The sequence below is a fragment of the Xanthomonas sp. NCPPB 1638 genome, from assembly GCF_041475635.2.
In the GTDB taxonomy this organism is placed as follows: Bacteria; Pseudomonadota; Gammaproteobacteria; order Xanthomonadales; family Xanthomonadaceae; genus Xanthomonas; species Xanthomonas cucurbitae.
Map to the genome: position 1 here is coordinate 2,409,677 of NZ_CM192984.1, position 12,081 is coordinate 2,421,757.

Genomic DNA, 12,081 nt, shown 5'->3' on the forward strand with positions numbered 1-12,081 from the left:
CTTGGAGGGCGCGTGTTCCCGGATGGCAGACGTGGTGGCCGTGCAGGGGCTGGGCAGCTGTCTGTCACGGCGCGTGTGCGGCTGCCCGGCCAGCCACTCCCGCACCAACTCGGTGCAGCACGGCGTGCGTCAGTGCGTACCCCGCGCAGCCAGACCCACGCGCCGGAACAACACCCGGCGCGTGGGCATCTCCATCACAGGTCGAACTTGATGCCCTGGGCCAGCGGCAACGAATCGGAGTAGTTGATGGTATTGGTCTGGCGGCGCATGTAGACCTTCCATGCATCCGAGCCGGATTCGCGGCCACCGCCGGTTTCCTTCTCCCCGCCGAACGCACCGCCAATCTCTGCACCGGAAGTGCCGATATTGACGTTGGCAATCCCGCAATCGCTGCCCGCAGCCGACAGGAACTTCTCGGCTGCTTTGAGGTTCTGGGTGAAGATCGACGACGACAGACCCTGCGGCACGCCGTTCTGCAGCTCGATCGCTTCGTCCAGCGTGGCGTACTTCATCACGTACAGGATCGGCGCGAAGGTCTCGTGTTGCACGACTTCATCGCTGTTCTGCAGCCCGGTCACGATGGCTGGCAGCACGAAATTGCCAGGGCCCTCGATGGCGGTACCACCGATCTCCAGCGTGCCGCCGGATGCCTTGGCCTTGGCGATCGAGGCCAGGAACTGTTCCACCGCGCCGCGGCTGTTGAGCGGGCCCATCAGGTTGGCCGGATCGGTGGGGTCGCCGATCTTGCCGTCGAGCTGCTTGTAGGCCTTGACCAATGTGGCCAGCACGGTGTCGTAGAGGGAGTCGTGCACGATCAGCCGGCGGGTGGTGGTGCAACGCTGGCCGGCGGTACCCACCGCGCCGAACACGATGCCGGGGATCGCCAGTTTCAGGTCGGCGGTCTCGTCCAGGATGATGGCATTGTTGCCGCCCAGTTCCAGCAGGCAACGGCCCAGGCGGTGAGCCACTTTCTCGGCCACCACGCGGCCGATCTGGGTGGAGCCGGTGAAGCTGATGAGCGGGATGCGCTTGTCTTGGACCAACTTCTCCGACAACGCGGTGCCGGCATCGTTGACCAGGAAGAAGATGTCCGGGAAGCCGGCATCCTTCAATGCCGCATTGCAGATCTTCATCGTCGCGATCGCGGTCAACGGTGTCTTGTTGGACGGCTTCCAGATACAGATATCGCCACAGATCGCCGCCAAAAATGCATTCCACGCCCACACCGCCACCGGGAAGTTGAACGCGCTGATGATGCCCACCAGCCCCAGCGGCTGGTATTGCTCGTACATGCGGTGGCCAGGGCGCTCCGAATGCATGGTGTAGCCATAGAGCATGCGGCTTTGGCCCACGGCGAAATCGGCGATGTCGATCATCTCCTGCACTTCGCCATCGCCTTCGGGCTTGCTCTTGCCCATTTCCAGCGCCACCAGCGAACCGAGCGCATCCTTGTGCGCACGCAGCGCCTCGCCACACAGGCGTACCGCCTCGCCGCGACGCGGCGCCGGCGTGGTGCGCCATACCTTGAAGGCCGCCTGCGCGCGCTGGATGATCAGCTCGTAATCGTCCGGCGTGGTCGCCTGCACATCGGCGATGACGGCGTTGGTGGTCGGATTGAGCGGCTGCAGCACGCCGACACCGGTGGCCTGCGACCAGGTCGCCTTGCCGAGGTAGGTGCCGGAATTGGACGCGGCGAGGTCGAGCGCCTTGAGCAGGTCAGCGGACATGAAATCTCCTGGAAGTCGGAACGGGACGGCCGCAGTGCAGGCAAGACCTGTCGGCAACGGCTAGCCGGCGATTTTAGCAGGCTCCACCCACCGCCCGCCCGCTTGGCAAGCTGGCTGAACATGCGACAATGCGCGCCTTGGCCCCGTAGCTCAGCTGGATAGAGCGTCCCCCTCCTAAGGGGAAGGTCGCCCGTTCGAATCGGGCCGGGGTCACCAGGGATCAACCACTTGCAGACTTCGGTGATTCTGGCGCCTAGGCCACCAGCTGTGATCTCTCAGTAGGTTGTTCATCCGGGGCTGATCTGGAAGATGGGGGTTCTAGCAACGAAGTTGGATGCACGCCCAGCGCCTCAGCAAGGCGGTAGATGTTCAACAGCGCAATGTTGCGCTGCCCGCGCTCGACGCCGCCCAGGTAGCTGCGCGCCAACCCGCTCTCCAAGGCAAGACGTTCCTGGGAGAGTCCCTTGGTCTTGCGGACCTCGGCAAGTCGCAGCCCAAACAGGACACGGGGATCGGTTGGCATCGCTTTCTCTGGCATGTGAGAACGATGCGGTGGCAACCTCTATCGGGCCACGCCCTATGAGGACACCCTCTATGAGTGACATTAATGTCTGGCTCTTCTATCATTCCTTGGTGGAGCGCTCGGACAGCTCTGCGACTGCCCTGTACAACTGAGGTCCGAATGCCAAGGGGGTTCACCATGAAATTGAAGTTTTGCGGTGCGGCGGCCGTCGTGCTGCTTGTCGGCGCATGTGCCACTCACGCCGACTGGCTGCCAACCAAAATGAGCCGCGCAGATGGTGTGATTGCGCTTTCGTATGAGCGCAATGAATTCCAGCGCACTGATCTAAGAGGGTGTTTACATAATTAACCAGTCAGCCGCGCCAGCAGCAATCGCGCTTGAGCCAGCCAAACCCACGCCTCGGCCACCTTGGGCAGCCGATCGTGGTGCATGACGAGTCGGCGTGCACGGTCGTTCCAGGCATGCGTGCGTTCGACCACCCAACGCTTGGCCAGCACCACAAATCCCTGAGCACTGGCTTTCACCGTGAATAGGTCCGGCTGCTCTGGACCCATCCAACGCCCCACGTTCTTGTTGGCCGGATGCCGCACGACCTGTACCCGGATGTTGTGACACTGCGACAGCAGCTGCGCACACTGCCCTGCGTAACCGCTGTCGGTGTACAGCGTCTGGATGCTCGGATATTTTTCCATCGCCCGTTCCACCACCGGATAAGCGCAAGGGCAAAAGGGGTCAGAGTGATTTACAGGCGGACAAATAAAAAGGTCACGTTCTGAGGTATCACCACGTTTTAGGGAGAGGGCTGTGCCAGGTTGGCTTTTCAGCGGTTTTCCCATGCGACGTCATGCTAGGTTGCTGGCACGGATGCTGGTTGACACGCTTGACGTCGGGGGTGTCGCATGTGCGTCGCGCTTTCTCGTTATGCGCTAAACAACTTCGCATTGAGCGGGATCAACGGTTATACCTGCTCGTAACAATTGGCGGACCTTCCACTACTGTGCGGCAGACATTCAATGATGCGAACCCCTTTGAGCATGGCGTTGCTGGCATCGGTTGTAACGGTGTGTAGCACCAGTAGCGTGTGCGCGGCGAACCTGGATCTGCATCCGCTGGATGTGTCTTCCAGAGTGTCTTCCAGTGCGCCAATGGCGCCAGAAAGCAGGTTGCAGGTCACGCTCGTGCTCAAGCCGCGCCTGGATGCAGCAGCGCAACATACGGCGATCGATCAATGGTTGACACATGATTCTGCCGACCCGATGTTGCGTGCCACCCTGGACAGGGGCACCCAGGGGGCTGCCAGCGACATCGCGCAGATCAAGCAATACTTCCTCAAGTATGGCATTACCGACGTGCAGGCCGTCTCCGATGGTCGCCTGTTGCAAGTGGGCAGTACGGTGGCGGCATTGCAGTCTGCATTTGGGGTGACATTGCGTTCGGGTAGCCTCGACGGACGTGCGGTCTACTTCAATCAGAACCCGATTCAGCTGCCTGCAGCATTGCGTGACACCGTCCAGGGCGTGTTGGGGCTGGATAATCTGAGCCTTGCCCGGCCACCACGGCGCGCGGTACCGAGTGCTGATGCGCAGAGTGCTGATGCGATGCTGCGGACCATGGTCGCAGCCGCACCTGCAGCGGCGGCTTCGGAGGTGGTGCGGCACAGTGTGGAAGAACTCAACAGTGCGTATGGCGCCAATGCGCTGGCACCGGCCAGCGACGTGGTGGGTGCGGTGATCGCTGTGGGGAATTTGCAAACAACACTGGTTCGTCTGCAGCATTTCCAGGCGTTGCATGGCCTGCATACACCGGTCACGGTGATTACGGTAGGTGATCCTGCAGCGCAAGGCTATGGCGTGGTCAACGACGAGGTGGAATGGAATATGGATACCCAGTTGCTACTGGGTAGCGCTGGCGGATTGAAGCGCCTGCTTATTTATAATGTGCCGGACTTCACCTTCAAGAGTTTGGTCGATGGCATGACGCGCGCCAGCGACGACAACCTCGCGCGTGTGGTCAGTATGTCCATCGGTGCTGCGGAGACTGATATCAACGAGGCGGTGTTCCAGGCGATGGATGCAAGCCTGTCAAAGGCAGTGCGGCAGGGACAGAATTTCCTGATTTCCAGCGGTGACGATGGCATCTATCAACCGCTGAGTGCACGCGCCAACGCGCCTTACTACGACAGCCTGAAGGGTCGCCCGCAGCAGCGGCAGGTTGCGTTCCCCGCATCGGATCCATATGCCATCGCCGTTGGTGCCACCGAGTTGCAGACCAAGGTCGGCAGCCCAGGAACTTACGTGGCCGAACACGTCTGGAATGCGGGTGTTGGCAGCCAGATCTCACAGGGCGGTGCGAGCAGGCTCGGCGCTGCGCCGCAATGGCAGAAGAGCATGATCGCCGGTCAGGTGAGTTCCGGGCGTCGTGCAGTGCCGGACGTCAGTTTCAACGGCGCGTTCTCGAGCAGCGCGCAGATCCTGAGCAGCGATGCCCAAGGTAACGAAGCACCTTGGTACGTGTGGGGTACAAGCGCATCTGCGCCGACCTTCGCCGGCTATGTCGCGCGTCTGCTGCAATCGCATCCGAACCTGGGTTTTATCGGCCCGCAGATCTATCGCTATGCCGATCAGCGCAGCCAGGCACAACGCGGACACGATGTGCTTGTCGGCACGAATGGCTTGTATGGCGATGGCTACACGGCCGTCAGCGGTTGGGATTTTGCATCGGGTTGGGGAAGCCTGGATATCGGCGATTTCGACCGTTTTCTGGCGCATGCATCGCCTTGATCGACAGCCGGCAGTGTTTGTTTGCTGCCGGTGCTGTAAACGGGGTCAGCTTGGCTTTCAAAGTGAATCTGACCTGGTTTTTTCGACGATGAGCAGGGGAGGGGATACCCCCAGCTACCGCCAAAATTACCGCCAGCTACCGCCGGATTTGCGCGGTCTCGGCTAGACTGCCCTGGAAACAAAAAAGGCCGGAAAGCCTTGTTTTGCATGGCTTTCCGGCCTCGTTTGCACCGTCTAGGACGGCAAGATGGTGGAGCGGAAGGGGATCGAACCCTCGACCTTCGCGATGCGAACGCGACGCTCTCTCAGCTGAGCTACCGCCCCACGTGTCGCGATTCTACCCGCATGCCAGGCGGTTCGCCAAGCCGGTCGCCACCGATCGCGCCGCAGGGCGCGATGGTGCCGGCCTTATTCGCTGACCAGCGGGAACTTGAGGTCCGGGTGCTTGGCCTTCCATTCCTTGTACGCCACCGAGCCTTCCCAGGCAGCGAAGGCCTTGGGGGTGCGGCCACGGCCCGACCAGGTCTCGCCGGTGTGCGGCAGCTGGTACTTCGGCTTCACTTCGCTACGGCCGCTCTTGACCACTTCCCGGCGCGCGGGGGCACTTCCCAGGTAGGCGGCGATATCGTTGCGCTGCTTGGTGTTGAAGTGGCCGGCGAACTGCTCCATCAGGGAAACGATGGTGGCATGCGCAGAGGATGCCTCGCTGGCGCGCTCGGTTTTCTCCTGTTCTTCCAGCTTCTGCAGCTCGTCCAGCAGCTTGGCTTTGGCTTGCGCGATGGAATCCAGTTTCGAAGAAGTATTGCTCACAGAGGTATGGCCTCGGAATAGGGAGTGGAGACGCCGCCGTCGGGCGTGCGTCATTATGACATGCGGTCCGGGCAGGCCAAGGTTCTGACCTGGCTGCGGTGCGTTACAGGCCGTGTTGGATGGCTTTCGTGGTGTCGTTGCGGACCTGTTCGGCCAATACGCAAGACAGGTGAGTCTGGCGCCAAGACGCCGTGTGAGCTGCAGTGCGTGTCTGCTGGCGTCGGAATGGATCGCATCCAGCACACTCTGGCGCGCCGGGCGGTGCAGCGGTGATGCCGCCACACCCGCCTAGGTCGTGGTACGTAGCACCGATCATGCTGCCGGGTTGTCGCCCAGCAATGGCAGCAGCTGGGCTTCCAGCAGCGCGCGACGCCACTGGCCCAGCGCAGTGGGCCAGCTGTGTTGCTCGATCAGGGTTTCCAGGTGGCGGCGCGAAGCCAGCAGGCCGTCTGGCAAGCCGAGCTCGCGGCTGCGTTGCGCCACCGCTGCCTGCAGCCGCTTGAGCACGGCCTTGTTGCCGTCGGTGGCGGCCTGCGCCAGTGGGGCGTGGTCTTCGTCGGACAGCGGCGTGTGGAGCGCGTCCCATACCGCGTTGATCAGCTTGCGCGGCGCCTTGGGGAACTTGTCGAACTGTTGCTGTAGCGCCTCCAGATCGGCCGGCGGAAAGCGGGCCAGCTGGCTGGCCAGCTCGTTGTCCAGTATCCAGCTACGCGGGCGGTCGCTCTGGCGTGCCTGCAGGTCGCGCCAGCGCAGCAACCGCAGCAGCCGGCGTTGCGCGGCAGGTTCCAGGAACTGCGCGGTGCGCAGGCTCACATGCGGCCAGCGCTCGCCGTCATCGTGCTCGACCGTGGCGAGCAGGCGTTCGGCATCTTCGTCCAGCCAGCCCAGGCGGTGCTGTTCGGTGAGACGGCGCGTGAGGTCGTCGTGGATGGCGAACAGATAACGTACATCGTCGGCGGCGTACTCCAGTTGAGAGGGCGATAGCGGCCGACGCATCCAGTCCGAGCGCGTCTCGCCCTTGGTCAGCAGCGTGCCGGTGATTTCCTGCACCAGCTTCTGGTAGCCCATGCCGCCGCCCACCCCGGCCATCGCCGCGGCGATCTGGGTGTCGAACAGCGGTCGCGGCAACACACCGCAGGCGCACTTGAAGGTGACCAGGTCCTCGCTGGCGCTGTGCATCACCTTGACGATGTCGGTGGCGGTCAACCAGGCAGCGAGCGCTTCGTTCATGCCGGGGATCAGTGGGTCGATTAGCAGGATCTCCTCGCCGACGGCCATCTGCACCAGCGCCAGTTGCGGCCAGTAGGTGCGTTCGCGAATGAATTCGGTATCCAGGCCGATACGCGAAGGGCGCGATGCCTGCAGGCGTTCGCTCAACTCGGAGGGGGGGGTGATCCAGTGGGGCACGTGATTTCCGTCGACAGCCAGGGTTTGCGCAGAGCGCGCAGAATAGCCTAACGTCGCGATCGCCTGTCGTGCGGCAGAGTACTGGAAGGGAGCAGGTGGTGGGCAAGTGTGGCAAGCGGATCGCGATGGGGGCACTGGTCGCCCTGGGCCTGTGCGGCTGTTCGCGCGCACCGGCCCCGGCCCCGGTACCAGCCGCAACGCCGCCACCGGCTGCTGCGGCGACCCCGAGCAGGCCGAATGTCTCCATCGGTGGCGAAGAGTCCGCCGAGACCATCGCGCAGTGGCAGCCGCCGGCGGTGGATCTGGGCGATGAGCCGTTGGCGCAAGCGCGCAAGCGCGCCGGACAGGCGCTGCAGGACGGCCGCCTGTATCGCGATGCGGATGACGCGATCCCCTTGTATCTGGCCATCGAACAGCGCGCCGGCGGCAAGGATGCGGCCAGCCGACGCGGTCTGGACCAGGCGCGCGCGCGGTTGATCGAGCGCGGCCAGGCGTTGATTGCGCAGAGCGATCGCCAGCACGATGCGCTGGAGCAGGCGCGCGAGCTGGCTGCGGTGGCGATGGCGCTGGCGCCGCAGGACCCGAAGGTGCGTAGCTTGCAGCGCGAGGTGGAAACCGCCGAGCGCGTGCTCGGTTTCAATCGCGCCGGCGAGGACGACCTGCGCGCGGGTCGGCTGGGCGAAGACGGCAATGGCGCGCTGGCGAATTTCCGTGATGCCGCGCAGCTGGACCCGGACGATCCGCGCACCCGCCAGGGCCTGGCGGCAGTGGAAAGCGCGCTGCTGGAGCGTGCCGAGCGCGCTGCCGCCCTCAGCGATTTCATCGGCGCGCGTTACTGGCTGCAGATGGCCGCGCAGGTGCGCGAGCGTGCGCCCACCATTGCCGATGCACGCGCGCGCATCGAACGCCTGCGGCGCGGGCAGATTGCCGGCCTGCACGATGCCGGCCTGCACGACCTGACCTCGCCGCGTGGGCTCAAGGCGGCCGGCGAAAAACTGGCCGAATTGCTGCGCATTGCCGACCCTGGCGATGCGCTGGCCGGCGACCTGCGCCGCCGGCTGGAACTGGCCACCCACTACGGCAGCTTTCGCCCCGGGCAGGTGTTCACCGACGGGCTCACGCTGGGCGGGCGTGGCCCGCAGATGATCGTGGTGCCGCATGGCGCGTTCCAGATGGGGGCGGGCGACGCCGAGCCCGGCGCGTCCGACAACGAGCGCCCGGCGCACTACGTGCGCTTCGCGCGTGGCTTTGCGCTGTCGATCACCGAGGTGACGGTGGCCGAGTTCGGCCAGTTCGTCGAAGCCACCGGTGCCCGCCCGCGCGCCACCCGGCGCGGGCACTCGGTGGTGTACGACGAGCGCAGCGGCAATTTCATCCGCCGCAGCGGCGTGGACTGGCAGTCCGACTACAACGGCGCGCAGGCCGCGCCCAACAGCCCGGTGATGCATGTCAGCGTCCGTGATGCCGAAGCGTATGCGGCGTGGTTGTCGGAACAGACCGGCCGCCACTACCACGTGCCCAGCGAGGCCGAATTCGAATACACGGTGCGGGCCGGCACCACCGGGCGTTACCCCTGGGGCAACGCCGGCTCGCCACCGCGCGATGCCGGTAACTTCACCGGCGGCAACGATGTCTCGCGCAGTGGCCGGCACTGGAACAACGGATTTATCGGCTACGGCGACGGCTTCTGGGGGCCGGCACCGGCAGGCAGCTTTCGCGCCAATGCCTGGGGCCTGCACGACATGGGGGGCAACCTGAGCGAATGGGTGGCCGATTGCTGGCACGCCAGCTATCGCCGCGCACCGGCCGATGGTGCGGCCTGGTTCAACCCGGGCTGCCGGCAGCGCATGATCCGCGGCGGCAGCTGGTCCAATTCGCCGCATCAGACGCGCGCGGCCTGGCGACAGTCGCAGGACTCGGACACCACCAGCGCACGTATCGGCTTTCGGGTGGCACGCGGGATCTAAGCGGCACCGCCGCTGCAAACCGCATCGGTCATGACGTGTTTCCAGGGCATGAACGCCGCAGGCCAGGTCCGACCAGCGGTCGGCCCTGCGCCCACTGGCTTAACCGCAGTGAACACAGTGTGCAGGCGCCTGAAACCGGCAGGTGCCGATGTGGTGGAATAACGCGTGTTTTGAAGGACAGTCGCGATGGGCATGGGGATCAAACTGTTTCGTTGGGGCACGGCGATCCTGCTGGTCGTCGGCAGCGGCTACGCCGTGGCGCGGCACCTGCAGGCTGGCAATATCGCCGGCCACTACCGTTCGGTGGAAGTGATCCGCCCCGAGGGCACGCCCAAGGCGATGGTGGTGTTGCTGCCCGATAGCGGCCACCCCGAACAGACGCAGCAACTGGCCGAGATGCTGAGCAACGATGGCGCGTTGGTGGCGGTGATCGATACCGCGCGCTATCGCGAACGCTTGCGTGCACGCCAGGCGGCCTGCAGTTCGCTCGCCGACGACGCCGAGCGCCTGGGCAAGAAACTGCTGCGCGCCGAGCATGTGGATGCCTTCCTGCCGCCGGTACTGGTGGGGCAGGGCGATGGTGCGGTGCTGGCGCGGCAGGCGCTGGCATCGGCGGCGCCGGATGTGCTCGGCGGCGCGGTGGTGGCCGATACCGGCAGCACCGATGCCGGGCTGGCCTGCTCGCGTAATGTGCCCAGTGCCAATCAGGGGTTCCTGGACGACCTGGTCGATGATGCCGGCCCGCTGCAGATCGCCGCCGCCACGCGCGGCCATTTCCAGGCCGCGCAGGCGCAAGGCCTGGGCGATCTGCCGTTGGTGGAACTGCATGCGCCCGGCAGCGATCGCCTGGTGGTGATGCTGTCCGGCGACGGCGGCTGGCGCGAACTGGACAAGGGCATTGCCGCGCAGTTGCAGCAGCAGGGCGTCTCGGTGGTGGGCTGGAACAGCCTGCGCTACTTCTGGGCCAGCCGCACGCCACAGCAGATCGGCGCGGATCTGGACCGGGTCATCGCCACCTACCGGCAGCGCTGGCATGTCCGGCAGGTGGCGCTGGTTGGCTATTCGTTCGGTGCCGACGTGCTGCCGTTCGCCTATCCGCAGTTGTCGCCGCAGCAGCGCGCTTCGGTGCAGTTCGTCAGCCTGCTCGGCCTGGGCCACCAGGCCGATTTCAAGGTGCGCGTGGGCGGTTGGCTGGGCTGGCACAACGATGCCGAACGCGATGTGGAGCCGGCATTGCAGGCGCTCGACATGCAGCGCGTGCAATGCATCTATGGCACCGAGGAAAAGGACAGCTTGTGCCCTGAGCTGCGCGCGCATGGGGTGGCGGTGGTGGCGCGACCGGGCGGTCACCACTTCGATCATGATCCGGTGATCCTGGCCCATCTGCTGCTGCAAGGGTGGCAGCATGCGGCGCAGCTGCCTGCGCGGAGCTGAATCAGAACCAGGCATAAGCCGGGCGGCTGCACGCCGCTGTTAGTCCTCGCCGGACTCCACGCGCACCTCGATGTTGCCGTCGGCCAGCTGCGCACGCAGGCGCTCGCCCGGGGCGACCTCGGAAGCGCTGCGGATCACCTGCCCGTCTGCCGGGCGCGTCAGGATGGCATAACCGCGTGCCACGGTGGCCAGCGGGCTCACCGCTTCCAGCGAGCGCACCACGCCGCGCAAGCGCAGTCGATCGTGCTGCAGGCGCCGTTGCATGGCGGCCTGTGGATGCAGGGCGCGCAGGCGCTGCTGCAGGCTGGCCAGATTGCGCTGCGGCGTATGCGCCTGCAGGTGCGTCTGCGCGCGTTGCAGGCGTGCCTGCAGGCGTTCCAGCAGGTGGGTCATGCGCCCGTGCAAGCGGCGTGCGGCGTCTTCCTGGCGGCGATGCAGCAGCTGCAGGCGCGCCTGCGGGCTCTGTGCACGCAGGCGCAAGGCCAGCCGGTCGGCCCGCTGCATCGCGTTGCCCAAGACGTGCTGCTGCAGCTGGGCAAGGCGCGTGCGTGCGCGACGGACCCGCGCCAATAGTTCGCGCTGATCGGGCACCAGCAGTTCGGCCGCCACCGAGGGCGTGGGCGCACGCACGTCGGCGACGAAATCGCTGAGGCTGAAGTCGGTCTCGTGACCCACCGCCGACACGATAGGCGTCTGTGCGGCAGCAATCGCGCGCGCCAGCGCTTCGTCGTTGAAGGCCCACAGGTCTTCCAGCGAGCCACCGCCGCGGGTGATGAGGATGACGTCGTAGCGCCCGGACGCATCGGCGCGCTGCAACAACGCGGTGATCTGCGCGGCGGCGCTCTCGCCCTGCACCAGCGACGGCAGCAGGTCCACCTCCAGCAACGGGAAGCGCCGTGCAAGCACGCTGAGCACATCGCGTACTGCCGCACCACTGGGCGAGGTAATCATCGCCAGCCGGCGCACATGCGCGGGCAGCGGCTGCTTGCGCTCGGCATCGAACAGGCCTTCGGCGGCCAGCCGTGCCCGTAGCGCGTCGAAGGCACGGCGCAGCGCGCCTTCGCCGGCCTCTTCCATGTGGTCAAGGACCAACTGGTAGTCGCCACGCGCCTCGTACAAGGTGAGCCGGCCGCGCGCGAGCACGCGCAGGCCTTCGCGGGGCTGGAATTTCAGCCAGGTGCTCTTGGGTTTGAACATCGCGCAGCGGATCTGCGCGCGCGCATCCTTGAGGGTGAAGTACAGATGCCCCGACGACGGACGGGTGACGCTGCTCAGTTCGGCTTCCACCCAGACCAGCGGGAAGCTGCCTTCGAGCATGTCACGCGCCAGCGTGTTGAGCTGGCTGGGGGTGAGGATCTGTTGGGTGCGTTCGGCCATCGCCGCATTATCCCGCAGCGGCGAAGATCCTGGGTGATCGGCTGCCGGGACGCGAA

9 protein-coding genes, 2 tRNA genes and 1 pseudogene are annotated in these 12,081 nt (G+C 65.3%); 5 read left to right on the top strand and 7 right to left on the bottom strand.

Annotated features, from left to right (window positions below; translation table 11 throughout):
- Window positions 1-194: 194 nt before the first annotated feature.
- A complete protein-coding gene (amaB, locus tag ACCQ13_RS10395) occupies window positions 195-1,727 on the bottom strand; it encodes an L-piperidine-6-carboxylate dehydrogenase (RefSeq protein WP_104603191.1) in 1,533 nt (510 codons plus the stop codon).
- Window positions 1,728-1,866: 139 nt separating this feature from the next.
- Here amaB and ACCQ13_RS10400 point away from each other — a divergent pair.
- Window positions 1,867-1,943 (top strand) — tRNA-Arg (locus ACCQ13_RS10400).
- A 37-nt stretch (window positions 1,944-1,980) separates the two neighbouring features.
- Here ACCQ13_RS10400 and ACCQ13_RS10405 read toward each other — a convergent pair.
- Window positions 1,981-2,250, bottom strand: a complete 270-nt coding sequence (locus ACCQ13_RS10405) for a helix-turn-helix domain-containing protein (protein ID WP_104603272.1) — start codon at window positions 2,248-2,250, stop codon at window positions 1,981-1,983.
- Between the two features lie 177 nt (window positions 2,251-2,427).
- On the opposite strand from ACCQ13_RS10405, the gene ACCQ13_RS10410 reads away from it, so the two are divergent.
- Window positions 2,428-2,598, top strand: coding sequence for a hypothetical protein (locus tag ACCQ13_RS10410; RefSeq protein ID WP_372372020.1), 171 nt, complete (start codon window positions 2,428-2,430; stop codon window positions 2,596-2,598).
- On the opposite strand, the pseudogene ACCQ13_RS10415 reads toward ACCQ13_RS10410, so the two are convergent.
- Window positions 2,595-2,954, bottom strand: a pseudogene (locus ACCQ13_RS10415) (transposase); the annotation flags it as partial. The gene ACCQ13_RS10410 and the pseudogene ACCQ13_RS10415 sit on opposite strands and share 4 nt — an antisense overlap.
- A 309-nt stretch (window positions 2,955-3,263) precedes the next feature.
- Between ACCQ13_RS10415 and ACCQ13_RS10420 the strand changes: the two are divergent.
- Entirely contained in the window at window positions 3,264-5,030 is a 1,767-nt protein-coding gene (locus tag ACCQ13_RS10420) for a S53 family peptidase (protein ID WP_274392107.1), read from the top strand.
- A gap of 248 nt (window positions 5,031-5,278) precedes the next feature.
- Here the strand turns inward: ACCQ13_RS10420 and ACCQ13_RS10425 are convergent.
- From ACCQ13_RS10425 to rnd, 3 genes are all read right to left on the bottom strand, one after another.
- A tRNA-Ala gene (locus tag ACCQ13_RS10425) sits at window positions 5,279-5,354 on the bottom strand.
- Between the two features lie 84 nt (window positions 5,355-5,438).
- On the bottom strand, window positions 5,439-5,840 hold the full coding sequence (locus tag ACCQ13_RS10430; RefSeq protein WP_104603195.1) for an H-NS histone family protein: 402 nt from the start codon (window positions 5,838-5,840) through the stop codon (window positions 5,439-5,441).
- Between the two features lie 312 nt (window positions 5,841-6,152).
- Complete coding sequence (gene rnd / locus ACCQ13_RS10435) at window positions 6,153-7,247, bottom strand: ribonuclease D (RefSeq protein WP_274391935.1); 1,095 nt, start codon at window positions 7,245-7,247, stop codon at window positions 6,153-6,155.
- A gap of 125 nt (window positions 7,248-7,372) precedes the next feature.
- Here rnd and ACCQ13_RS10440 point away from each other — a divergent pair, with 125 nt between their 5' ends.
- Together ACCQ13_RS10440 and ACCQ13_RS10445 are read left to right on the top strand one after the other, a co-directional pair.
- Window positions 7,373-9,214, top strand: a complete 1,842-nt coding sequence (locus ACCQ13_RS10440; RefSeq protein ID WP_104603273.1) for a formylglycine-generating enzyme family protein — start codon at window positions 7,373-7,375, stop codon at window positions 9,212-9,214.
- A gap of 186 nt (window positions 9,215-9,400) precedes the next feature.
- Window positions 9,401-10,648 carry an AcvB/VirJ family lysyl-phosphatidylglycerol hydrolase gene (locus ACCQ13_RS10445; RefSeq protein WP_104603197.1) on the top strand — a complete coding sequence of 416 codons (1,248 nt, stop codon included), beginning with the start codon at window positions 9,401-9,403 and terminating at the stop codon, window positions 10,646-10,648.
- A gap of 39 nt (window positions 10,649-10,687) precedes the next feature.
- Here the strand turns inward: ACCQ13_RS10445 and xseA are convergent, their stop codons facing one another.
- Window positions 10,688-12,025, bottom strand: a complete 1,338-nt coding sequence (gene xseA, locus ACCQ13_RS10450) for an exodeoxyribonuclease VII large subunit (RefSeq protein WP_104603198.1) — start codon at window positions 12,023-12,025, stop codon at window positions 10,688-10,690.
- Window positions 12,026-12,081 lie beyond the last annotated feature (56 nt).

Coding starts and splice junctions, on each gene's coding strand:
- ACCQ13_RS10445 (WP_104603197.1), top strand. CDS start 9,401: ATGGGCATGGGGATCAAACTGTTTCGTTGGGGCACGGCGATCCTGCTG.
- xseA (WP_104603198.1), bottom strand. CDS start 12,025: ATGGCCGAACGCACCCAACAGATCCTCACCCCCAGCCAGCTCAACACG.
- ACCQ13_RS10420 (WP_274392107.1), top strand. CDS start 3,264: ATGATGCGAACCCCTTTGAGCATGGCGTTGCTGGCATCGGTTGTAACG.
- ACCQ13_RS10405 (WP_104603272.1), bottom strand. CDS start 2,250: ATGCCAACCGATCCCCGTGTCCTGTTTGGGCTGCGACTTGCCGAGGTC.
- amaB (WP_104603191.1), bottom strand. CDS start 1,727: ATGTCCGCTGACCTGCTCAAGGCGCTCGACCTCGCCGCGTCCAATTCC.
- ACCQ13_RS10410 (WP_372372020.1), top strand. CDS start 2,428: ATGAAATTGAAGTTTTGCGGTGCGGCGGCCGTCGTGCTGCTTGTCGGC.
- ACCQ13_RS10440 (WP_104603273.1), top strand. CDS start 7,373: ATGGGGGCACTGGTCGCCCTGGGCCTGTGCGGCTGTTCGCGCGCACCG.